Source organism: Streptomyces lunalinharesii, assembly GCF_039532155.1.
GTDB lineage: Bacteria > Actinomycetota > Actinomycetes > Streptomycetales > Streptomycetaceae > Streptomyces > Streptomyces lunalinharesii.
In genome coordinates this window covers 65863-87589 of sequence record NZ_BAAARK010000016.1, presented here as the reverse complement: position 1 = coordinate 87589, position 21727 = coordinate 65863, and the positions used below count along the sequence as shown (strand labels likewise).

The 21727-nt window shown below is 71.9% G+C and carries 21 protein-coding genes; 8 read left to right on the top strand and 13 right to left on the bottom strand.

Annotated elements, in window-relative coordinates:
- Window positions 1–17: 17 nt before the first annotated feature.
- Window positions 18–566, bottom strand: coding sequence for a YciI family protein (locus ABD385_RS23485; RefSeq protein WP_344579384.1), 549 nt, complete (start codon window positions 564–566; stop codon window positions 18–20).
- 185 nt (window positions 567–751) lie between these two features.
- On the opposite strand from ABD385_RS23485, the gene ABD385_RS23480 reads away from it, so the two are divergent.
- Both ABD385_RS23480 and ABD385_RS23475 read left to right on the top strand, forming a co-directional pair.
- Window positions 752–1234 (top strand): hypothetical protein, encoded by a 483-nt coding sequence (locus tag ABD385_RS23480; RefSeq protein ID WP_344579382.1) that lies wholly within the window; start codon window positions 752–754, stop codon window positions 1232–1234.
- Window positions 1235–1276: 42 nt separating this feature from the next.
- Complete coding sequence (locus ABD385_RS23475; protein ID WP_344579379.1) at window positions 1277–4192, top strand: M48 family metalloprotease; 2916 nt, start codon at window positions 1277–1279, stop codon at window positions 4190–4192.
- A 67-nt stretch (window positions 4193–4259) separates the two neighbouring features.
- Here ABD385_RS23475 and ABD385_RS23470 read toward each other — a convergent pair whose 3' ends face one another.
- Window positions 4260–5516, bottom strand: a complete 1257-nt coding sequence (locus tag ABD385_RS23470; RefSeq protein WP_344579377.1) for an MFS transporter — start codon at window positions 5514–5516, stop codon at window positions 4260–4262.
- A 133-nt stretch (window positions 5517–5649) separates the two neighbouring features.
- Here ABD385_RS23470 and ABD385_RS23465 point away from each other — a divergent pair, with 133 nt between their 5' ends.
- Window positions 5650–6597: a LysR family transcriptional regulator gene (locus ABD385_RS23465; RefSeq protein ID WP_344579375.1), complete on the top strand. Its 948-nt coding sequence runs from the start codon at window positions 5650–5652 to the stop codon at window positions 6595–6597.
- Between the two features lie 67 nt (window positions 6598–6664).
- On the opposite strand, the gene ABD385_RS23460 is transcribed toward ABD385_RS23465, so the two are convergent.
- The 5 genes from ABD385_RS23460 to ABD385_RS23440 all read right to left on the bottom strand — a co-directional run bounded on the left by ABD385_RS23460 (window position 6665) and on the right by ABD385_RS23440 (window position 10391).
- Window positions 6665–7204: a hypothetical protein gene (locus ABD385_RS23460; protein ID WP_344579536.1), complete on the bottom strand. Its 540-nt coding sequence runs from the start codon at window positions 7202–7204 to the stop codon at window positions 6665–6667.
- 37 nt (window positions 7205–7241) lie between these two features.
- On the bottom strand, window positions 7242–7925 hold the full coding sequence (locus ABD385_RS23455; protein ID WP_344579372.1) for a tRNA-dependent cyclodipeptide synthase: 684 nt from the start codon (window positions 7923–7925) through the stop codon (window positions 7242–7244).
- 72 nt (window positions 7926–7997) lie between these two features.
- The gene (locus tag ABD385_RS23450) at window positions 7998–8315 is read right to left on the bottom strand and encodes a DUF6092 family protein (RefSeq protein ID WP_344579369.1); all 318 of its coding nucleotides are present in this window, start codon (window positions 8313–8315) and stop codon (window positions 7998–8000) included.
- Window positions 8275–8814, bottom strand: coding sequence for a nitroreductase family protein (locus ABD385_RS23445; protein ID WP_344579366.1), 540 nt, complete (start codon window positions 8812–8814; stop codon window positions 8275–8277). Before ABD385_RS23445 ends, ABD385_RS23450 begins: the two co-directional genes overlap by 41 nt.
- Before the next feature lie 842 nt (window positions 8815–9656).
- Window positions 9657–10391: a S1 family peptidase gene (locus ABD385_RS23440; RefSeq protein ID WP_344579365.1), complete on the bottom strand. Its 735-nt coding sequence runs from the start codon at window positions 10389–10391 to the stop codon at window positions 9657–9659.
- A gap of 327 nt (window positions 10392–10718) precedes the next feature.
- On the opposite strand from ABD385_RS23440, the gene ABD385_RS23435 reads away from it, so the two are divergent.
- Together ABD385_RS23435 and ABD385_RS23430 are read left to right on the top strand one after the other, a co-directional pair.
- A complete protein-coding gene (locus tag ABD385_RS23435; RefSeq protein WP_344579362.1) occupies window positions 10719–11651 on the top strand; it encodes an endo-beta-N-acetylglucosaminidase H in 933 nt (310 codons plus the stop codon).
- A gap of 506 nt (window positions 11652–12157) precedes the next feature.
- Entirely contained in the window at window positions 12158–13030 is an 873-nt protein-coding gene (locus tag ABD385_RS23430; protein ID WP_344579360.1) for a hypothetical protein, read from the top strand.
- 455 nt (window positions 13031–13485) lie between these two features.
- Here the strand turns inward: ABD385_RS23430 and ABD385_RS23425 are convergent, their stop codons facing one another.
- Window positions 13486–14592: a YeiH family protein gene (locus tag ABD385_RS23425; RefSeq protein ID WP_344579357.1), complete on the bottom strand. Its 1107-nt coding sequence runs from the start codon at window positions 14590–14592 to the stop codon at window positions 13486–13488.
- 95 nt (window positions 14593–14687) lie between these two features.
- Here ABD385_RS23425 and ABD385_RS23420 point away from each other — a divergent pair, with 95 nt between their 5' ends.
- Window positions 14688–15635 (top strand): LysR substrate-binding domain-containing protein, encoded by a 948-nt coding sequence (locus ABD385_RS23420; protein ID WP_344579354.1) that lies wholly within the window; start codon window positions 14688–14690, stop codon window positions 15633–15635.
- 110 nt (window positions 15636–15745) lie between these two features.
- Here ABD385_RS23420 and ABD385_RS23415 read toward each other — a convergent pair whose 3' ends face one another.
- Complete coding sequence (locus ABD385_RS23415; protein ID WP_344579535.1) at window positions 15746–16120, bottom strand: VOC family protein; 375 nt, start codon at window positions 16118–16120, stop codon at window positions 15746–15748.
- Between the two features lie 219 nt (window positions 16121–16339).
- Window positions 16340–17092: a class I SAM-dependent methyltransferase gene (locus tag ABD385_RS23410; protein ID WP_344579351.1), complete on the bottom strand. Its 753-nt coding sequence runs from the start codon at window positions 17090–17092 to the stop codon at window positions 16340–16342.
- Between the two features lie 83 nt (window positions 17093–17175).
- Here ABD385_RS23410 and ABD385_RS23405 point away from each other — a divergent pair, with 83 nt between their 5' ends.
- Window positions 17176–17766 (top strand): TetR/AcrR family transcriptional regulator, encoded by a 591-nt coding sequence (locus tag ABD385_RS23405; protein ID WP_344579350.1) that lies wholly within the window; start codon window positions 17176–17178, stop codon window positions 17764–17766.
- A 78-nt stretch (window positions 17767–17844) separates the two neighbouring features.
- On the opposite strand, the gene ABD385_RS23400 is transcribed toward ABD385_RS23405, so the two are convergent.
- On the bottom strand, window positions 17845–18582 hold the full coding sequence (locus ABD385_RS23400; RefSeq protein ID WP_344579347.1) for an SDR family oxidoreductase: 738 nt from the start codon (window positions 18580–18582) through the stop codon (window positions 17845–17847).
- Between the two features lie 160 nt (window positions 18583–18742).
- Here ABD385_RS23400 and ABD385_RS23395 point away from each other — a divergent pair, with 160 nt between their 5' ends.
- Window positions 18743–19318 (top strand): TetR/AcrR family transcriptional regulator, encoded by a 576-nt coding sequence (locus ABD385_RS23395; RefSeq protein ID WP_344579344.1) that lies wholly within the window; start codon window positions 18743–18745, stop codon window positions 19316–19318.
- Window positions 19319–19398: 80 nt separating this feature from the next.
- On the opposite strand, the gene ABD385_RS23390 is transcribed toward ABD385_RS23395, so the two are convergent.
- Both ABD385_RS23390 and ABD385_RS23385 read right to left on the bottom strand, forming a co-directional pair.
- On the bottom strand, window positions 19399–20067 hold the full coding sequence (locus ABD385_RS23390; protein WP_344579342.1) for a GDSL-type esterase/lipase family protein: 669 nt from the start codon (window positions 20065–20067) through the stop codon (window positions 19399–19401).
- Between the two features lie 61 nt (window positions 20068–20128).
- Window positions 20129–21652, bottom strand: a complete 1524-nt coding sequence (locus tag ABD385_RS23385) for an FAD-dependent oxidoreductase (RefSeq protein ID WP_344579341.1) — start codon at window positions 21650–21652, stop codon at window positions 20129–20131.
- Between the last annotated feature and the right edge of the window lie 75 nt (window positions 21653–21727).

Sequence of the window (21727 nt, the reverse complement as noted above, 5' to 3'; positions counted from 1 at the left end):
CTCGACCGCCACGGTCCTCACCTCCGCCCGCCGAACTCCCAGTCGTGCACCTCGATGTCGGCGTACCGCTCGGGCGACAGCACGGCGCGCGCCGAGCCCGGATCCGGTGCCCGGAGCAACGCCGCCGTGCCCAACCAGGCGGAACCGTCGTCGGACAGCAACGGACCGTAGGCGATCAGCTCGTCCCGGTCGGATGGCGGCGCGAGGTCGGCCGCCTCGCCGGTACCGAGGCCGAGCACCAGGTACCGGTTGCCGCCGAGCCGGCCGCCGGGGAAGTCCCACATGGTGCGCCCCAACGTGTTGCGCCATCGCCGTAGCAGCACGTCCCGGTACGCGCCGGCCTGGTAGTTGGGCTCGTCGAACGCGAACGCGCGGGCGGCGGCGGGATCGGGCAGGTCGAGGACGTGCAGGCTGCCGGTGAGGGTGTCACCGTCGGCGGCGAACGTCGGGCCCCGGGCGATCATCTCCTTCGCGTACCGGTCCATGTAGGCCCAATGCTCCGTCAAAAGCTGTTCGCGCAGCGGCAAGGAGCCGATCCGGTCCCGGTGGTAACAGAGGAATTCCATGTCTCATGGTCCCGCCACGGAGCCACGCCGTCCATGGTGGGAGTGCTGGTCGGCGTACGTTCCGCGCCGCCACGCGCCGTGCCTACGGACCGTCACCGCGTCCCCCGGGGGTACCCTGCGCCCTCCTTTGGTGCTGCAATGCAAGGAACTGGACGGCGACGTACGGGGGTTGCACGGTGCGGTATGTGCGCGATCTGGTACGGGAAGTGGTGGCCGAGCACGCGGCCCACGAGTTGCCGCTCGTCGACAGCCTGCGGACGTTGGACGACGACCGGGTGGTGCGCACCCTCGCTCGGCGCGGGAGCCGGCGGGAGCCGCTCGGTTTCGGCTACGCGGATGTGTCCGCGGTGGTGGCGCCGGTGGTCTGGCTCGTCCTCGACCAGGCGGCGCGCCGCACGGTCGACCGCGCCACGGAGGGGCTGCTGACACGCGGCCGGGCCGGCGTGCGCAGACTCCTGCGCCGTGCTCCGGCCACCGCGAACCGCACCCTGACCGCACTGGATCCCGGCGAATTGGCGCTGGTCAGAGCGCACATCGTGGAACGGGCCACCGAGCGGGGCCTGGACCGCCCGGACGCCGAGGCGCTGGCCGACGGCGTCGTGGCGCGGATCGCGACGGCGGCCGCGGTCGACGACGGGCACCCCGAGACCCCCGGCACCACGTCATGAAGGCCGCCACGAAGGCCGCCACGTCGTGAAGGGCATGGTGTCGTGAAGGCGTTCGCCGGGCTCCGGAGCGCGACCGGGACGGGACCCCGCTTCGCGTTGTTGATGGTCCTCGTCGTGGTGTCGAGCGTCCCCACGCTCGACGAACTGCTCCAGAGCGTCCCGGCGGTCCTCGGGCTGCGCGACGGCCGGGCGGCCCTGGACGGCCCGTCGGGCTGTCTGTACGCCGCCGGCTTCGACCCGGGCAGCACCGACCCGCAGAACCTCCTGACGGCCCTGACCCGCCCGGGCACCCTGCACGCGTGCATCGGCGACCACGCGCTCGTCCCGTACCAGGGCGCCCTCGCCACCGTCGTGCTGCTCGCCCTCGCGGCCGGGCTGTACTGGTGGCTGCCGGCGGCCCGCGAGCGGTGGCGGCGGCTGCTGCCGCTCGAAGCCGTCGACCTCGACGGCACGCTGCGGGCGGAACTCGCCGCACTGTGCGCCCGCACCGGTGTCCGCGCACGGCTGCGCTTCCGCGTCGACCCCGCACGGACGACCTCCGGCGCCAGCGTCCACGGCCGCTCCGGCAACTACACCGTCTGCCTGCACTCCGGCCTGCTGCCCCGACTCGGCACCGACCCGGAGGGCTTCCGCGCCGTCGTCCTGCACGAACTCGCCCACGTGCACCACCGCGACGTGGACTACGCCTACGCCAGCACCGCCCTGTGGCGGGCCTACGTCCTGCTCGCCCTGATCCCGACCTTCGCGGAGACCGGCTGGGTCCTCGCCCTGGCATTGTCCGGCGTCAAGTCCCCGTGGTGGCCGGGCGGCGCGGCCGTGCTGTTGGCCCCCGTGCTGGTCGGGCTGTTGCTGGCCGCGCTGGTGCACCTGGCGCGGGCCGACCTGCTGCGGCGGCGCGAACTGTTCGCCGACCGCCGGGCGGTCGCCTGGGGCGCGGACGCCGCCAGCTGGCAGCGCCCCGATCCCGCCGGGCCGGTGGCACCGTGGCTGCGCCGGTTGACCGCGCTGCTGGGGACCCATCCGCAGTGGGCGGAACGCCGACGCGCGCTCGTCGACGCCGGGCGCCTCGACCGCGTCGGTGCGCTGGCGATGTTCCTCACCGGTGTCTCGGCGGCGCTGCTGTACCAGTCACTGATGACGCTTCCGGTCCTGTCCGACGGCCCGGGCTCGATCTGGATCACGGTCGGGACCGTGGCACCGGTGCTCTGCCTCACCCTCGGCCTGCCGCTCCTGCGCGGCTCGGGCACCGCCGACGGAGCGGGGCCCTCCGCCGCGGTGGCGGGCCTCTGGCTCGGACTCGGCCTGCTGCTGGGCCAGTTCGTCTCCAGCACCCAGTACCGGCTCGACTGGATGCTGCCGCAACCCCAGTACCTGCTCGCGTTCCTGCTCGTCGCGGCGGTGCCCGCGGTGTGGTGGTCCCAGTCCCTGCGCCTGGCACTCGCCCTGCCTGGCCGGGGGCACCGCTGGGCGGCCGCGGCCTGCTGCGCGCTGGTGACCGCCGCGGTGCTGTGGGCCGGACTGCGGTGGTGGTCGGTGGCGGGCGAAAGCCTCTCCCTGGGCATCGGCGACCGGGGCGCGGAACTGGCCGCGTACTACGCCCGGACGGTCCCGGGCGACTGGCACGGCTACGGGCCGGACCTCTCGGCGTTCTCCACCGGCCTCATGGTCCTCACCCCGCTGGGCGGCGACCTCCTCGTCGGGATCGTCACGCTGTCGATGTGGCTGCTGCCGCTGGCGCTGGCCCTGTTCCCGGGCGTGCGACGGACGGTCACGGGTCTGGCGGGCCCGGCTTTGCGGCCGGTCACGCCCCTGCGGCTGCGGTGGACGCTCGGCGCCGGTCTCGTCGGGGCCCTGGTGTGCGGGACGGGCCTGGTCCTGGCCCAAGTCGTGATGAACCAGTCGCGGCCGGCGACGCCGAAGGGGCCGGCCGGCCCCTTCGTCCTCATCCACATGTGGTGGGTGAGCGTGACGGTCCTGGCGGCCTGTCTGCTGACGGCCGCGGTGGTGGCCGCCGGGGCACGCCGGCACTGGCTGCTACGGGCGCTGATCGCCGCGCAGGTGGTCCAACTGCTCGCCTACGCCGAGGTGTTCGTCCTCTTCTCCCTCGACGGCTGCCTGGGCCCGTTGAACACCGCCTTCGACGGGTGCCGGTGGCGTCCCCGCAACGGCCTGATCATCGACGGCACGGTCACCTCCTTGACGCTCGTCAACGCCGTCCTCGGATCGGCCTGCGCGGCATTGGTGGGGGCGGGACTGGCGTGGGCGGTGCGCCGGTTGCGCGGCCGACCCCACGCGGACGAGGCCGCCGCACCTGCGCCCAGTCCGACGCGCCGCCCGCCCTCGACGCTCCTGAAGGCGGGGACGCTCCTCGCGCTCGGCCTGCCGGCGGTGGTGCTGGCCGCCGTGACCCTCACCCAGGCGGCTGGCTCCGACGACTCCCGCCAGTGGCAGGAAGCGGCCGACGCGGTCCGGAAGCAACGCGGGCCCGCCCCTCCGGCGCGGACACCGCAGACCCGCGCCTGGCAGGCGGCGTCGTGGCTGAACGCCGGCGGCACCCGGCTTGCCCACCAGATCAACGCCGCCTCGATCGCCCTGGACTCCGAACTCCTCAAGGCCGCCGCCGGCAAGCGCCACGCCGACGGGACGGTCGCGCTGGACGAGCAGGCGTTCCACCGCCGCTGCGGCACCCTCGGCCAGCCCGTCGAGGAGGCCCGCGCCTACTTCCCCGTCCCGGCCCGGGACCTCCAGCGGAACTGGTCCGCCGCACTGGACCAACTCCACCGAGGGGTGCAGGACTGTCAGGAGGCGACCGTCCCGTCCAAGGGCGCACCACACCGGAGCGATGCGGAACGCGAGCACCTCTTCACCACGTCCCTCAACGAGATCGTCAACGCGATGCGCACCTTCGGCACCGCGATCGGGGACATCAAGCGGGCCGCGACCACGCCGCCCCGCTAGCGCCCACGGGACGAACCGCCGCGCAGGACCGTCCGCCGGCCCGAACGGTGACGCCGGCTTCGGCCCGTCAGGCGCCGTCCGGTGCCGGCGCTGGTGCCGACTCCGGCGCGGCGTGCGGCGGCGCGGCGCGGCGGGGGAGCAGGAGCGGGGTCGCGAGCAGGAGCACGCCGGCCAGACCGATGGCGGTGCGCGGGCCGAGGAGGCCGGCCAGTGCGCCCCATGCGGCCGTCAGGAGTGCGGTGACGGCTTTGGTCGTCACCGACCAGGCGGACAGCGTGCGGGTGATCCGGTCGTTCGCGGTGCGTTCGAGGCGGTAGGTGGCGTAGACGGGGCCGAAGACGCCGCAGCAGAAGATGAGCCCGAGTTCGACGCCCATCACCAGGAGCAGGCCCCCGGTGCCGGGCCCCGTGAAGGCCAGCCCGACGGGCCAGAGCGCACGCAGCCCGCCGACCACGACCAGGACCCGGTGCGCTCCGAACCGGGTGGCGAGCGGCCGGGCCAGCCGCGACCCCAGCAGCCCGCCGATGGAGGGCACGGCGAAGGCGAGCCCGTACTGCCAGGGCGAGAACCCGAGCCGCCCGAGCATCAGCACGGCGAGCAGCGCGTCGGCGGCCATCAGCAGGCCGTTGAACAGCGCGGTGTTGAAGAACAGCGGACGCAACGTCGGGTCGGCGAGGATGTACCGCCAGCCGTCGAGCAGGTCACCGGCCCGCAGGCGCGCGGCCTGCGGACGCTCCGGTCGCGGCTCCCGACCACCCGTGGCGCGGATGCCCAGGGCCGAGAGCAGGTAGCTGACCGCGTCGGCCACCACCGTCGCCACGGGACCGAGGAGCCCGATCGCCGCGCCGCCCAGCGGCGGTCCGACGACCGTGGTCGTCCAGGCCGTGGACTCGAACCGGGCGTTGGCGACGAGCAGGTCCTCGGCCGGCACCAGCGTCTTCAGGTACGCGCCCGAGGCGGCGCGGAAGGTGATGTCGGCCGCCGAGACGACGACCGCGACCAGCAGGAGCTGGACGAAGGAGAGCACGCCGCACGCGAAGGCGACGGGGATCGTCAGCAGCGCGACGCACCGCACCAGGTCCGTGGCGACGAGCACCGGCCGCTTGCGCCGGAACTCCACCCACGGGCCGAGCGGCACCGCCACGGCCGCGCCCACCGCGGTCCCCACGGCGGACAACGCCGCGACCTTCGCCGGCCCGGCGTGCAGCACCTGGATCGCGATCAGCGGGAACGCGCCGAAGGCGAGCCAGGTGCCGAGCGCGCTGGCCCCGTACGCACCCCACAGCCACCCGAACCGACGCCCCAGCCGATGCCCGTTCCCCATGTTCGACGCCTCACCGCTCACCCGTACAACCGATCCGTGATCGGACGTATCAAAGCGAGCGCGATACCCGGACGACAAACAACCGCAGTACCACCTTGCCACAACCAAAGGTTGTTCCAGTAGGCTGGCAACTGTGGATCTCGAAGCAGTCCGGACCTTCGTCGCCGTCGCTGACGCCGGGCAATTCCAGGAGGCCGCCGTCGAGCTGGCCGTCACCCAGCAGGCCGTCTCCAAACGCATCGCCGCGCTGGAGCGCAACCTCGGGGTGCGGCTGTTCACCCGCACCCCGCGCGGCGCGCAGCTCACCATCGACGGGCAGGCGTTCCTGCCCCACGCCCGGGAGCTGCTGCGCGTCGCCGACCGGGCCGTCGCGTCCGTGCGCGCCGGCCGCCGTCCGCTGCGCGTCGACGTGATCAACTCGCGCGGCGCGGCCTCGGGCCTGATGCGCGACTTCCACCGCGCCCACCCCGAGATCGACCTCGACGTGATGTTGCTGTTCGAGATGGACACGGCCGTCGCCGCCATCCGGTCCGGCGCGCTCGACGCGTCGTTCCGCGCCGTCGGCGTGCCAGGTCGGCCCCTTCCCCCGGACATCGAGTCCGTCCGGGTGGTCGACGAGCCGCTCCAGCTGCTCACCGGCCCCGGCCATGCGCTGGCGGGCGCCCGATCGGTGACCGTCGCGCAGCTCACCGGGCACCGGATCTGGATGCCCGGCATCGTCCCCGGGACGGAGTGGGCCGCCTACTACGACGACCTCGTCGCCGAGTTCGGCCTCACCATCGAGGCGACCGGTCCCAACTTCGGCTCGGACGCGCTCCTCGACACCGTCGCCGACACCCCGGCCCTGGCCACCTTCATGGGCGAGCACACCCGCCTCGTCTGGCCCGCCGACCACGGCCTGCGCCGCATCCCGGTGACCGACCCGACCCCGGTCTACCCGCACTCGCTCCTGTGGCACCGCGACAACCCGCACCCCGCGCTCGCCACGCTCCGCGCGTACCTCGCCGGCACGGCGGCCGACCACGACGGCACCGGCACCTGGACACCGGACTGGACGCCGCACTGGACGACCGCACCCTGAACGCCGCCGCGGGGGAGCGGGCCGACCGGGATCCGGCGGGCGGACGGTTCGCCGTCCGGCCGCCGCGTCAGCCGAGGCCGGCCGCCCACGCCGTCAGCACGGCGAAGTCGTCGGCGGTGAGTCCGTGCCGCGGGTCGACGCGGTGCAGGAGGGCGGGACCGTCGTGGTGCTCCGCCACCCAGGCACGATCCGCCCGTGTGATGTCGTCGTCCACCCAGGCGAACGCCCGACCCCTCGCCCACGCCACGATCGCCGGCGTCTTCCAGAACACGCCGTCCTCGGGCTCCGGCCGCGGCGAAGGCCAGGCGATGAAGGGCAGTTCCGGCAGCCCCAGGACCGGCGCGACGTAGGCGTTGGCCTCGTCCTCCCACGTCGTCGCCCACACCAGGTCGAAGGGGAGCGAGCCCAGTGCCGGGCCGTGATCGGGGTTGAGCCACACCCGCAGCGGCTTCACGCGCTCGTCCGGCACACCCCAGTCCGCCAGCCGACGCCGCTGGGCGGCCTCCCAACGAGGCGTCAGCAGACGGTGCGTCTGATAGCCCGCGGGCCGCCGCTGCGGTTTCGCCGCATACGGATTCAACGGTCCGTCCACGTCCACCAACAGCAGCGGGCGCACCGGCTCGCTCCCCTCTTCCGATGCCTGGCTAGGCCGCGTCGGCCAGTTCCTGCGGCCTGACGACGACGTACGCCTGGCCCTGTGCCGCCTGGAATCCGGTCTCGCGATGGGCCAGGAACGTCGATACCGGGGTGGGGATGTGGTAGCAGAGCACCGACGAGGGGACGGAGAACACGCCGGGCGAGTCCGCGAAGAGCGGGGCCTCGGCGAGCACGTAGTCCAGACCGGCCCGCAGGTGTTCCGCGGAGATGCCGACGCCCTCACCGGGCCGGTTCATCACCACGGCGCGCACCATCTCCTCGCAGACGGTGGCGAAATCGCCGTCCTCAAGGAAGGCCCGGTCGGTGCTCTCGCGTGCGGCCCGGTACTCAGGGGTCTCCTGGATCTCGGACAGGGACCGGACGCGGAACCGCTCGCCGTGTTCGCTCACGCTCTCCAACGAGCGCCGTAGCCTGCGCCGCAGATCCTTGAGCGTGCGCTTGACCGACTTCTCGGCTTCCTGGGGGCTGCGGCCGTCCGCGATCAGCATGTCGTCGATGTGCGTGTCCACGTAGACGACATCCGTGCGCTCGAAATGCTGCCCGGCCCATTGCAGCAGCATGGTGACGTTCTTCTGGCTGAAATAACTGTTGCCCGCACTGATTCCAATGAGAGCGTGCTCACCGCGTTGCCGGATCTTTCGGCCGCGATTGCCAAGTATTTCTTCCCGCATACTGTGGTCCAGCGCGGGAACTAAGCCTGATAGCATGCTATGAAATCCTTTTGGGATGGCCCCGGACGAATGTCAGGGGGTTTCTATTTCCGGAAGGGCGCCCGCCATTTGGCGACACAGGTCGTCCAGGATCTCGCCCATGTCCCGGTCCTCGCCCATCGGCGCGAACATGACCTCGTCAAGGCGTTCGCGGACGGCGGTCAACCGCGCCGTGCTGCCCCCGTGTTCGCCCAGGAGTTGCAGCACCCGGCGGGCCCCGTCGGTGCAGCGGTAGATGCCGTAGTCGGCCGGCTCGTCCAGGAGTCCGCGACCGCTGCTGAGCAGAAAGGCGGCGAGGAGTGCGATGTCCTCACGCAGTTGGGGCGGCAGCACGGTTTCCCCAGGATTCATAGTTGACGACCTCATTCTTGGCGCGGCGGGGGGACGAGACGAGTGCCGTCGCGGGACGGCCGATCGGGACGACGAGCATGGGCTCGAGGTGTTCCGGGATGCCGAGCATGCCCTTGACGATCTCGGACCTGAAGCTGCCCACCGGGCATCCGCCCAGGCCGAGCGCGTGCGCCGCGAGCAGGAGGTTCTCCACCGCCATGGCGACGCAGAGCTTGCTGGTGTCGTAGATCGTCTGGGAGAGCTTCGGCGAAAGGTTGTCGGTGAGGCTGCGGTCGACGCAGGCCACGACGAAGAAGGCGGGCGTGCCCAGCACCCCGGGCGAGAACGCGCGCAGTTGGCGGACCCCGGCGGGCCTGCGCACGACCACGAAGGACCAGGCCTGCCGGTTGGAGGCGGTCGGCGCGGCGAGCATGGCCTCCAGAAGGCGCTCGATCAGCGCGTCGTCGACCGGCTCCTTCGAGTAGTTGCGTACCGCTGTACGGGTTTTGAGGACCGTCAACGCGTCCGCAACGGATTCGGGCGGCGATTCAGGTGAACTTTGAGTTAACATCAATCCCCTTCTTTTTGGGCGCACTTATCACCGGCCGCTGTGCGGCAATTCTGGTGGCTGACGTCTCGCCGGTACTCGCTCATCCGGACGGTTCCCGGACACGGTCGCCAGCAGCGGGCAATGACAAGTCGATTGCCCTGCGGCTGGATTCGCGACCGGTCCGCTCGACGGGCCGGTGGCTGGGTTCGATTCAGTTCGGCGAAACAATTTTCGGACCAGGTGTACCAGCTCAAGATCCAGCCGGACAAGGGGGATCGGAGGAAGCTTCGTCACATTGACGCGGATTTAAGCATTCCGCAGCATCGAATTCCGCCACGGGTACCACTGAACCGGAAACGTTCCCACCGGTTTTCGAAGTGGCGAGAAACCGGACGGTGCCTACCTCGGAAGGGACGGGCCCGCCCCGAGCGGATCGCCGCGGAAGGGCGCCATGCGCTCGATTTCGGCCAGTCCCAAACGCCACAGAAACCTCAGACACCTCAGATGTGTCAGTTATCTCAGCCGTTTTCGGCGTGTCGCGGGCGGTTGCGGCGGGACCGTCGACTGGTGGGCGCGCATGGCGGCGCGGGCAACGGACCGACCCGCGACCGCAGCGTCGGCCGCACCGCCGGCGAGCACCCCTCTCCTCGACCGGCCTGGCGGCCCACGACGTGCTCAGCGCCACGCGCGGCTCTCGCCGTCATGCCTGGGCGCGTCCCCGCCCGCGGCCGCCTGCCCGCCCGCGGTCGCCGCACACAAGCGGGCGGCGACGCTTCCCGCCCGCCTACCCGCCCGCCTACCCGCGCGCCGTACTAGTGCTGGATGACGGAGCGGATCCAGGCGAGTTGCTGGGAGATCTCGCCGGCCTCGGCGATCTCCTCCCGGTCGGAGCCGTCGAAGACGCCGAGGAGCGTCTCGGTGCCGCGCGGACCGACGCTCATCACCGGACCTCCGGAGTCGCCACCGGCGGGAATCCCGGCCACCTTCTCCATGCAGAAGTCCGAACCGCCCGGCGCGGTGTGGCCCTCGCAGCGAGGGTCGTCCGCCGCTACGACCCGCAGGTCCGACTGCTTGAGCACCGGGGACTGGCAGGTGTTCTCGTCCCCGGTGCAGGTGGCGCCCCACCCGTACTGCCGCACGACCTGACCCCGGTGGACCCCGGCCGTGGCCAACGGGGCCGTGCGGACTTTCATCGGCGGGACCTTGACGAGCATCATGTCGGCGTCCGCGCTTCCGGCGCGTCGGCCGGGCACCGGGCGGACCGTGACGCCCTTCCGCATGTCGAGGTTGCCGACCCGGAACGAGATCCGCTTGTCGGCGACCGGCTGGGCCTGCTCGAAGAAGCAGTGCGAGGCGCTGAGGATCCACTGGGGTGCGACCGCCGTCCCGGTGCACGTCGGCTTCCCGTCGACGAGCATCCGCACCGCCCACGGCCCGTAAGTGCTCTTCGACCCGCCGATCACGGCGGAGGCCGGCGCCGACGACATCACCGCCCCCGCCGCCAACACCAAGGCACTCAGCAGCAGCACACGAACTCGACGCATCATCCGGAAAAGCTCCTCGCTTGTGGGGGCACGCACTGGTGGAGATGCCCCACTGGGCCGAACAGTTCCGAATGATCTCCGTGAAACGCCGCTGCGGCACCACAACGGCCCGCGCCGCTCGTGTCGTTGGAGCGGCATCGGCCGTCAGGGGAACCGGTCACCGGCATCGCCTCGTCCCGACCGGTGGGAACGGCGCTCCAGGATTGCCCGGCCGGCCCCGAGGGGCCGGCGGCGGGGAAGTCAGCAAGGGCCATTGACAGGGGCATCGCCTAATTCCCTTTCCACTGGGGCAAGTTCACGAATGCCACCCCATCGACAGGAGATTGGTCCATGACTTTTGCATTAGGACGAGGCAGGGCGCGAACGGCTGCGGCCGCGCTGCTGCTCGTAGCGGCACTCTTCGCCGGTGCCAAGGCGACCGCCGCCCCCGCGACCGCCGCCCCCGCGGCAGCGGCGCCGGTCAAGAAGGGGCCCACCTCGGTCGCCTACGTCGAGGTGAACAACAACAGCATGCTCAACGTCGGCAAGTACACGCTGGCCAAGGGCGGTGCCAACGTGTTCGACGTCGCGGTCGTCTTCGCCGCCAACATCAACTACGACACCGCCAAGAAGTCGGCCTACCTGTACTTCAACGAGAACGTGCAGCGCGTCCTCGACGATGCGGCGCACCAGATCCGACCGCTACAGGCCAAGGGCATCAAGGTGATGCTGTCGGTGCTCGGCAACCACCAGGGGGCCGGCTTCGCCAACTTCCCGTCCAAGGAAGCCGCCTCGGCATTCGCCAAGCAGTTGTCCGACGCCGTCGGCAAGTACGGCCTGGACGGCATCGACTTCGACGACGAGTACGCCGAATACGGGAAGAACGGCACCGGGCAACCCAACGACAGCTCCTTCGTCCACCTGGTCTCCGCACTGCGTGACTACATGCCCGACAAGCTCATCTCCCTGTACAGCATCGGCCCGTCGGCGGAGAAGCTGTCCTACGGCGGCGTGGACATCACCTCGAAGTTCAACTACGCCTGGAATCCCTGGTACGGCCAGTGGCAGGTGCCGGGCATCGCGCTGCCCAAGTCGAACCTGTCTCCGGCAGCCGTCCAAATCGGAGCCACGCCCGCGGGCACCGCAGCCGACTTCGCCCGGCGCACCGTGGGCGAGGGCTACGGCGTGTACCTGACGTACGACCTGGACGGCTCCGACCGGCACGAGTACCTCTCCAGCTTCACGAAGGAGCTGTACGGCAGCGACGCCGTCTACACCCCGTGACGACGTTCGGGCGCGCTGCCGACGCCTGCGCCCCGTCGGGCAGTCCGTAGGTCAGCGAAGACGCCCCGCCCCGCCCCGAGCCCCCGGGGCGGGGCGGGGCGTCTTCGTCGCGGCAGCCGTTTCGACCTGCCGGCCGATCGTCGTCGAAGCGAGCGCGAACGCCGTCACCGTGCTTCCCCGATGCGCGCGGACGCAGGCGGGCGGCACCTGCCGGGACGGTCATGCCCCGGGTGCGGGACACAAGGGGCCGCCGTAGAAGGCGATGCGATAGGGCTATTACCTGCCCACCGCTTGCCCGCGCCCGCGGGTTCTGGTGCGGGCGCCGCCGGGTTTCGGTGGGGCCAAGAGCCGCAAGCCGCATCCGCACACCGCGCGCCTCGCCCTTCCCGTCGAGGGAACCTTGTCTAATGTCCCGAGCTGTCCAAATTGATCCGTAATGGGTCGGTTTGTATAGGTTCGGTGAACCACTTCACGCGCTTTGCACATCGAGAAGGGTTACGAGCTCCATGAAGACCTCCCGCATCTTCCCCGCCTCGCACGCCTCCCTGCGTGCCGTCTGCACCGCCGCTGTGCTCGCCGGGGCGATGGCCGTACCGACCACCGCGTTCGCGGTGGGCACCCCGGAGCAGCAGGACCGGCCCGCGTCCGCCGGCGCCGCGCGCACCGCACCCCAGGCGCCGGTCAAGGACAGGGTCAGGGCCGTCGGCCTCGGCGGCGGCATGGAGGCCGTGATCCACAACGGGGTCTGCGACCTCCAGGCGATCGGCAGCGGCAAGCCGTTCGCGACCCTCAAGAAGGGCCAGAGCTACAACAAGGGCATCTACGTCTACTTCGACGGCACGCACGTCCACTCCAAGACGCCGCGCGTGAACAACCACGGCAAGAACAAGCCGGGCCCGGCCCGTACGGTCATGCTGACCAACGGCGCGCGCGCCACCGTGCAGAAGGTCAACGGGAGTTACACGGCGAAGATCCAGCTCAAGAACAAGCAGATCGCCACCCTCAGCTCGACCCACCGCTCCGTCACGCACGAGGGCGTGCGCTACACGGTGAACCCGGCGAACGGGACGGTGGCGCTCCAGCGCATGGCCAAGCGTCAGGGCAGGCACGGTGCGAAGCACCGGGTGATCCACGTGCGGGCGCAGATGCGCCGCGCCCCGCAGCGCCAACTCCAGGCGCCGGTGGCCACCCAGGCCCAGCCCGTCGTGACGGAGCAGGCGCAGTCTCCCGTCATGAACCAGGCACAGCCGGCCATGACGGGCCAGGTCCAGGCACCGGCCTACGGTGACTGGGCGGCGCACCGCTCGTACCGTCCGATGGCTCGGGCGGGCGCGGTGGCGATGTCGTTCGCGGCCGCGGGTTCCGGCGGGGGCCGCTGAGATCGCAGGAGGCCGCTCGGGCCGAGGTCGGCGCGCGCGTGCCGTAGGCCCCGTGTGCACCGTCTCCGGTCCCGCCGTCCCCGCCCGAGCCCGTACGCGGGATCGCGCGAGCATCGGCCCGAACCGCCACATCGGCTTCGGCGCGAAGTGCGCCCGTGCATCCTGACCGGCGGCTGCTCCACGGAGCAGCCGCCGCTCGCGGCACCTGCCGGCCCCCTCAGGGCAGTTGACGGCCCCTCCTCGCCGTCCGCCCGTTCCGCCCCGTCCGCCCCTTGGTGCCCCACCACTCCTCCCACGCGACGCGAACCAGGCGTACGAGTTGCCGGAGGCGCTCGGGGTCGGGGCTGGGGAGGTGAGGACGTCCCCTTCGCCCTTCTCCCGTGTGGCACGGCCTCGCTCCGTGCTCGCGCGCGAGGACGTGCAGTGCGCACCAGCGTGCCTCGGTAGGTGTGCCCTTACACGTACCGGGTCAGGAACTGGACGGCCAAGCTGGTGGCGGACACCACCAGCCACAGGCAGCCGCCGAGCAGCAGGGGAGCGGCGCCGGCGCGGCGCAGCTTGGCGGGTTCGGTGGACAGGCCGATCGCCGAGAGGGCGACGGTGATCAGGAAGACCGCGAGCGCGCTGAGCGGGCCGTGGGCCGCAGACGGGACGAGCCCGACGGTGTTCGCGGCCGCGAGGACGAGGAAGCCGCCGAGGAACCACGGCACCAGACGGCCGACGCGGACCCGGCGGGGGAGCCCCTGCTCCGTACCTGCTGCGCCCGTACTCGCGTCGGCCGTCCGCGCGCGGCGACGGGCGAGGGCGGCGAGGCCCAGGCAGATCGGGATGATCAGCAGTGTGCGGGCGAGTTTGACCACCACCGCGTAGTCGGCCGCCGGGCCGCCGTAGGTGGTGGCGGCGGCGACCACCGACGACATGTCGTTGACCGCCGTGCCGGCGAACAGTCCGAAGGTGTGCTGCCCCATTCCCAGCAGGTGCCCGAGCACGGGAAAGGTCAGCACCGCGGCGATGTTGAAGACGAAGATCGTGGAGACGGCGTAGGCCACCTCCGCCTCGGCCGCGCCGATGATCGGGGTGACCGCGGCGATCGCGGAGGCGCCGCAGATGCCGGTGCCCACCCCGATCAGGGTGCGCAGGTCGCGGACGACCCCGAGGCGGCGTCCGATGCCGTACGCCGCCGCCAGGCAGACCGCGAGGGTCACGATCATCACCGGCAGCGAGCTGACGCCGACCCGCAGCACCTGTCCCAGGGAGAGTTGCGCCCCCAGCACCACCACCGCGGCCTGGAGCACTCCGCGTCCGGCGAAGGCGATGCCGGGGCGCAGCCGGTCGCCGGGTCGCGCCACGACCGCCACCAGCACCCCGAGCACGATGCCGCTCACCGGCCCGCCGACGACGGGCACCAACCGACCCAGTGAGGTCGCGACGAGGGCGACCGCGACGGCCAGGGCGAGCCCGGGCAGCCGGTCGACGAGGGCGGCGCCGGGCTTACGGGCGGGGGCGGGCTCACGGGCGAGGTCGGGCGGGTGGGTTGGCCGGGGGAGGCTGGCGTCCTTCATGATCACCACTCTGGGTGACCCCGTGCTCGCCCTGTAGCCCCTGATCGTGCAGGAGGTCATAGCCTGCACGCATGACCGAGTCATACGCTGGGGCTGTGACAGACTCCTCCGCGTCCGACCGCCCTTCCGCTCACCTCCCCCTGCGCACGCCCGACCTGGAGTCGCTGCGGCTTCTGGTCCTCGTGGCCGATCTCGGGAGCCTCGGCCGTGCGGCGGAGCGGCTGCGGATCTCCCAGCCGTCCGCCAGTCGCCGGCTGTCGACGTTGGAACGGGGCCTGGGACTGGTGCTGGTCGACCGGACCCGACGCGGCTCCCGCCTGACGCTGGCCGGGCAGGTCGTCACGGGGCACGCCCGGTCCGTCCTGGCCGAGCTGGACGACCTGCTCACCGGGGCCGGCAAACTGCGCGACCGGCGGGAGTCCGAACTGCGCGTCGCCGCGAGCCTCACCATCGCGGAGTACCTGCTGCCGACCTGGATCAGTGAACTGCGGAGCCGCCGGCCGGAGCTCTACATCGGGCTGCAGGTGACCAACAGCGAGCATGTGCCCGAGCTGGTGGAAGCGGGCGAGGCCGACATCGGGTTCATCGAGGGACCACGCCTGTCCCGCGTGATGTCCACGCGGCAGGTGGCCGAGGACCGGCTCGTCGTGGTGGTCGACCCCGGGCACCCGTGGGCGCGCCGCCGCGAGCCGCTGTCGGCGCGCGAACTGTCCCGCACCCCGCTGGTGCTGCGGGAGAGCGGTTCGGGCACGCGGCAGACCCTGGACCGTGCGCTGCACCTGGCGGGCTGCGACCGCGCCCGGCCCTTGGTGGAACTCGGCTCGACGGCCGCCGTGCGCGGCGCCGTGATCGCCGGCACCGGGCCGTCCGTCCTGAGTGAGCTGGCCGTCCGCGGGGACATCGTCGAGGGTCGGCTGACCGGCGTCGACGTGGCGGGCGTCGACCTCACCCGCGACCTGCGTGCGGTCTGGCCGAGCGGACGGCGCCTGGTGGGGCCGGCGGCGGAACTGGTCACGGTGGCCCGACGGGAAGCCACCGTCTAGCGGCCTGCCTGCCTGCGCGGTGCTGGGCGGACACCGCGCCCGCCCCCCAGCCCCTTCCGCACTGGCAGAGTGCTGACCCGGCCCGTTCGTGGTGAGCGGGCCGGGCTCCGTCAGTGGAAGCAGAGGCAGAACGGATGGCCCGCCGGGTCCGCGTAGACCCTCCAGTTGGCCCCGGGGCGGATCTGGTCCGTTCGCTCCAAGACGGTCGCGCCGAGGGCGAGCACCCGCTCCTCCTCCCCGTCGAGGTCGTCCACGTCGAAGTCCAAGTGCAGCTGTTGCGGACGCTGTTGACCGGGCCAATCGGGTGGTCGGTAGCCGTCCACCCGTTGACAGGCCAGCGGCGTCCCCTCGAACCCCTGCACCTCGACCCATCCGGGCTCCTCCGGGTCCGTGACCACCCGGCCGCCGAGCAGTTCCGCGTAGAACTCCGCGAGCCGTACCGGATCGTCGCAGTCCAGCGCGATCGCTTGCAGCTTCCGCATCACTTCCGACAGCCCTCGCTCTCTCGTCACTTCCACCACGCCCCGTGCGACAGGGGCGTACCCGTCACCGCGGCCGGACATGCGCGGCAGTGCTCCGGACGTCCTGGTGGGGCCGCGGCGTGCCGTGCCTCGCGATGCTGCGGTACGGGACGTGCCCGGCGACGGCCCCTTGGTGATCCCGCGAGGGCGAACGAACCGGTGGTCGGTGCCCGCCCCGACCGGTCAGGTCAGTTCGGCGGTGATCCGCCAGAACGGCAGGAGAACCCTGTCGTACTCGTCCACCGACACCAGGCCCTCTCCTTCCGGGGCGTTCGAGAGCGCGGGCGACAGGCTGTGCCACTGCTGCATGGACAGACCGGTGGTGTACTGGCAGGGCTCCATGCGCCGGATCGCCCAGTCCTCGGCGAAGTCCGCGCGCAGGCTGTCTTCGTCCATGGCGGCCGGCATCTTGAGGAAGGCCGCCAACTCGCCGCTGAAACAGAGGACGTGGAGCTTGGCGCCGGGTGCGCACACGCGACGCAGGCCCGTCAGGTACGCCCGCCGCTGATCGGCGTCCAGGCAGTGCAGCATGGCGCTGTCGACGACGGTGCGGAAGCCACCGGGGACACCGATGCCGTTCAGCTCGGTCGCGTCGGCGACGGTGAAGGTCACCGGGGCGGCGGCGGTGACCTTGGACCGGCTCTGCTCGATCGCGGACGGCGCGGCGTCGAACGCGGTCACCTCGTGTCCGCGGCTCGCCAGGAAGACGGCGTTGTCCCCCAGCCCGCAGCCGCATTCCAGGACCGGGCCGGTGATGTCGCCCGCCGCCTCCAGCTCGACGAGCAACGGCTGGGGACCGTCCAGCCGCCACGGGATGAGGTCCGTCTGAGGAGAGGCCGCACCGTAGGCGATCTCGCGCCCTTGGTACACCGCCTCGAAGTCCAACGCCGGCTCTGAGCCGCCTTGGTGGTCACGCACCGCATGCTGATCGGCCACAACTCTCACCCCTACTAGTAGACGAGGCTGTTCACTAATGCAAGTGTAGGCAGGAAGGAACGCCACCGTCTACTGTCGGGGGCATGGGAGAGAGTGCGAACCCGGGCCGCCGCCGTGGCGCGGAACTAGAACACGCGATCTACGCCGCGACGCTCGACGAGCTGGCCGCGAACGGCTACGGCCGACTCTCCATGGACGGCATCGCCGCCCGGGCCGGTACGGGCAAGGCCGCGCTCTACCGCCGCTGGCCCGGCAAGCAGCCCCTGGTCCTGGACGCCCTGCGCCACGCCCTGCCCCCGCTGCCCGAGCCGAACCCGGAACGCTCGACCCGGGAGAACCTCGCCGACGTCCTCACCGCCTTCAACGACGTACTGGCGGGCCGGACCCTGATACCGGGCATCGAGTTCATCGTCGACATGCTGCACGAGCCGGAGCTGCGCACCCTGTTCGCGCAACAGGTCATCGCGCCACGGCTGGCGAGCATCGACGCCCTCCTGCACGAGGGCGTCCACCGCGGCGAGTTCGACTCCGGGGCCGTGCAGCCCCTGGCCGCCCGCACCGGACCCGCGCTCATACTGCAGAGCTTCCTCCTCACCGGCGAACCGCCCGGCCCGCGGGAACTCGACCTCATCATCGACACCGTGCTCCATCGACCGGCCCCGCCGCAGCGGTAGGCGCGCGACGAGGGCGGGGCACTCGCGCCCTCTGTACCAGCCGGAGGCGGACGGGTCGGCGCACCGCCCGTGACGCCGTCAGCCCTGCACGGTGGGGCGGACGACGATTTCGCTCACGTCGATGCCCTCGGGCTGCTCGATGGCGTAACCGATGGCGGCGGCGACGGCCGACGGCGGCATGGCGATCTCGTCGCGCTGTCGGGCGATCGCCGCGGCCGCCGCAGGGCTCCCTCCCTTGCCCACGCCCTCCGTGTCGGTGAACCCCGGCGAGACCAGGGTGACGCGCAGGTCGGGCCCCGACTCCTGCCGCAGGCCCTCGGTCAGCACCTTCACCGCCGTCTTGGTGGCCGCGTAGACGGCCTGCGGGGACTTCACGACGTAGGCCGCGGTGGAGGCGACGTTGACGAACTGGCCGGAGCGCTGCCGCCGGAAGACCGGCAGCGCCGCCCCGATGCCGTTCAGCAGGCCGGTGACGTGGGTGGCCACCATGGCGTCCCAGTCGTCCTGGCGCAGCTCGTCGAACGGCGAGATGGCCATGGTCCCGGCGTTGGAGACCAGCACGTCGAGCCGGCCGAAGCGATCGAGTGCCGTGTCCGTCAGGCGCTTGAGGTCCGCGCGGCGCGTCACGTCGACGACGACCCCGACGGCCGAGCCGCCCCGCGCCGTGATCCGCTCGACCACCGCGTTCAGTCGTTCCTCGCGTCGGGCGCCGAGCACCAGGTGGGCGCCCCGTTCGGCGAGGTGGGTCGCCGTCGCCGCTCCGATGCCGCTGCTCGCACCCGTGATCGCGACGACCTTGCCCTCGACACCTGACATGACCGGATTCCTTTCGACGGGGAATTCCACTCCACGGGGAGTGCGCAGGTCAGCGCGTTGCCCTAGAGTAAAAGCGGGGGTGTCCCCACTTGGTGGAAAGAGTAAGTGGGGACACCCCCAGTTAGCAAGAGGAGAGCAGGAGAGGGGATGGCAACCGCTGATGGCTGACGGAGGAGCACCACGACCGCTGCGGGCCGACGCACGGCGCAACCGGGAGAAGATCCTCAAGGCTGCCGTGCGCGCGTTCGCGACGGAGGGGCTGGACGCGCACCTGGAACGCATCGCCAAGGAGGCGGGCGTCGGCAGCGCGACGCTGTACCGCAACTTCCCCACCCGAGAGGCACTGATCGAGGCGGTCTACCGCAACGAGGTGGCCCAACTCTGCGACGCCGCACCCACCCTGCTCGCAACGAAACCACCCCACGAAGCCCTGCGCGCCTGGACACTGCTCTTCCTGGACTACGTCACCGCCAAGTACGGCATGATCGACGCCCTGCGCGCCCTCGCCGCGACGGGAAGCAACCCCTACGGGAACAGTCGGGAAATGATCCGTACGGCCCTCACCGCACTCATGGACGCGTGCGCGACCGCCGGCACGATCCGCACCGACATCAGCCCCACCGACCTCGCCGCCGCCCTCGAAGGCATCGCCCTCACCTCGGCGCACCCCGACCAACGACCGCAAGCGGAACGCCTGCTGGCCCTCACCCTGGACGGCCTCACGGCCCGCCCGTGAAGACCCCTGCGGCACCGGTCGAGCCGCCGGTGCCGCTCCCGTCGCTCAACGGTGTCGCGGGTGGCGTGCGCGAGGCACGGTCACGCCACCAGGCGCAGCCAGGCCGCCGCGAGTGCGGCGTGACCGGCCGGCGTCGGGTGCACGCCGTCCTCGGACCAGTGCTCCGGCCCGCCCGCCGCGGCGAGTTCGGCGAACATGCCGTCCGCGGCGAGCAGGTGCGCGCCGTACGTGCGGGCGAGTTCGCGCACGACCTGGATCTTCGGGTCCAGGTCGGCCCGCCACTGCGCGCGGACCGCATCGTCGATGTGCGCGTGGCCGTCGCCGGCCATGACCGTGCCGCTGACGGGTACGAGGAACGGCTCGATGAGGATCAGCTCGGTGCCCGCCGCGGCCAACGGGGCGAGCAGGCGGTCGTAGCCCGCCGCGAACTCCTCCGCGGGGATCACGCGGCCCTCCGGGTCGATCGTGTGCCAGCCCATGTCGTTGACGCCGACGAGGATCGACACCACGTCCGGACGCGCGTCGAGCACGTCCGACTGCCACCGGGCTTCCAGATCGCTCACCTTGTGGCCGGCGATGCCGCTGTTCAGCCAGTTCACGGGCCGGTCCGGGTGCCTGAAGCCCCACTCGCCCGCAATCCGCAGCGGGTAGCCGAAGCCGAGGCCGTCCTCGCTGTCCAGCCGCTGGCTGTCGGTGACGGAATCGCCGGCGAACATCACGGTGGTTCCCGGACGGAGGGTGATCGTCATCTGTGCTCCTTGAGAGGTGGGGCGGGGGAGGGGGTCGGGAGTGCGGAGAGGGGGCGGCGGTTCAGGCTCCGGCATTGCCGAACCACTGGTCGGCGGCCTGCTCGAACGCCTTCCGGTCGACGTCGCGTTCGCCGATCCAGGCGACGACGCCGTCCGGCCGGACGAGCACGGCACCCAGCCCCAGGTCGTCCTTGGCCGTCCCGGCCGCGTACCGCAGCCGGCTCCGCCGGTCCGCTGCCGCGTCCCGCAGGCGGTGGTCGGTGCTGAAGTCGAGCACGACGCCCCGTCCGTCGTGCATCAGGTCGGCGAGGTACGCGCCGTCCTCCAGGCGGAAGTCCGGGGCGTTGCGGCCGACCAGCGGATGATCGCTGCCGAGGTCGTGGCGGACCGACGAGCCCGAGAGCTTCCCGAACGCGTAGGTCGTCCCGTCCTGGGTCCCGAGCAGGTCGCGCAGCACTCCTTGGAGGGCCTGGCCGTGCCGGTCCGGCGACATGGCCGCCACCTGGGCACGCGACCAGTCGAGCACCTGCGCGCCGACCCGGTGGCGTTCGCGGGTGTAGGTGTCGAGGAGTCCGTCCGGTGCGTGCCCGTGCACGGTCGCCGCGAGCTTCCACCCCAGGTTCAGGGCGTCGCCCAGCCCGGTGTTGAGCCCCTGCCCGCCGAGGGGGGAGTGGATGTGCGCGGCGTCGCCTGCGAGCAGGACGCGGCGCTGTCGGTAGGTCGTCGTCTGCATCGCCCGGTCGGTGAAGGTCGACGCGCGGTGGACCTCGGTCAGCGTCACGTCGGTGCCGGAGACGCGGCGCAGCACCGTCTGGAGGTGGTCCAGCGTCGGCGGCTGCGAACGGTCGAACGCGCCGCCGTCGAAGTCCATCGCGCCGATGTGCCCCTCCGCGCGCAACCGGAGGTACATGCCGGTCGGCGTCAGGTTGATGCCAGGGCGCAGCACCTCGGGATCGGCCAGGGTGGCGACCACCGTGTAGCCGGTGAACCGCGGTTCGGTGCCGACGAACTCGAAGCCGGCGAGCCGCCGCACCACGCTGCGCCCGCCGTCGCAGCCGACGACCCAGCGGGCCGCGTACGCCTCTTCGCCGGCCCGTACGACCACGCCGTCGTCGTCCTGTGCGAGGCCGGAGACGGTGACGCCGCGCCGGATCTCCACGCCGAGCTGGGACGCCCGCTCGGACAGCACCGTCTCGACCGCGGCGAGGCTGGTCATCGTGAAGTCCGGCGCCAGGCTGGGCAGTCGGAACGGCAGCGCGGTGAGGTCCACCTTGGTCGGGTCGAGCACGATGCCGGCGAAGTGCCCCACGCCACCGCGGATGGGCGGCGGCCCGTCCGCGTCGAGCTCCGGACCGGGCACGTCATGGGCACCCGACGCGGCCAGCAGCGGGGGCAGCAGGCCGCGGCGGTGGAACGCCTGGAGCGACGCGGCGAACAACCCCCGGACGCCGAGCGGCTCCGCCCGCCACGGGGACCCGGGCTCCGCCTCCCGCTCCAGCACGACGACGGAGCAGCCGGCGAGCCCCAACTCGCAGGCGAGGAACAGACCGACCGGGCCGGCGCCCACGATCACTACGTCAGGCATGAGGAATTCCCTTCGAAAGAACCCAACTCGTTGACGCCCCAAGGCTGCGGGGTGCCGCTCACACCGGGCTCACAC

Coding starts and splice junctions, on each gene's coding strand:
- ABD385_RS23485 (WP_344579384.1), bottom strand. CDS start 566: ATGGAATTCCTCTGTTACCACCGGGACCGGATCGGCTCCTTGCCGCTG.
- ABD385_RS23385 (WP_344579341.1), bottom strand. CDS start 21,652: ATGCCTGACGTAGTGATCGTGGGCGCCGGCCCGGTCGGTCTGTTCCTC.
- ABD385_RS23390 (WP_344579342.1), bottom strand. CDS start 20,067: ATGACGATCACCCTCCGTCCGGGAACCACCGTGATGTTCGCCGGCGAT.
- ABD385_RS23405 (WP_344579350.1), top strand. CDS start 17,176: ATGGGAGAGAGTGCGAACCCGGGCCGCCGCCGTGGCGCGGAACTAGAA.
- ABD385_RS23430 (WP_344579360.1), top strand. CDS start 12,158: ATGAAGACCTCCCGCATCTTCCCCGCCTCGCACGCCTCCCTGCGTGCC.
- ABD385_RS23435 (WP_344579362.1), top strand. CDS start 10,719: ATGACTTTTGCATTAGGACGAGGCAGGGCGCGAACGGCTGCGGCCGCG.
- ABD385_RS23455 (WP_344579372.1), bottom strand. CDS start 7,925: ATGCGGGAAGAAATACTTGGCAATCGCGGCCGAAAGATCCGGCAACGC.
- ABD385_RS23395 (WP_344579344.1), top strand. CDS start 18,743: ATGGCTGACGGAGGAGCACCACGACCGCTGCGGGCCGACGCACGGCGC.
- ABD385_RS23425 (WP_344579357.1), bottom strand. CDS start 14,592: ATGAAGGACGCCAGCCTCCCCCGGCCAACCCACCCGCCCGACCTCGCC.
- ABD385_RS23440 (WP_344579365.1), bottom strand. CDS start 10,391: ATGATGCGTCGAGTTCGTGTGCTGCTGCTGAGTGCCTTGGTGTTGGCG.
- ABD385_RS23470 (WP_344579377.1), bottom strand. CDS start 5,516: ATGGGGAACGGGCATCGGCTGGGGCGTCGGTTCGGGTGGCTGTGGGGT.
- ABD385_RS23400 (WP_344579347.1), bottom strand. CDS start 18,582: ATGTCAGGTGTCGAGGGCAAGGTCGTCGCGATCACGGGTGCGAGCAGC.
- ABD385_RS23450 (WP_344579369.1), bottom strand. CDS start 8,315: ATGAATCCTGGGGAAACCGTGCTGCCGCCCCAACTGCGTGAGGACATC.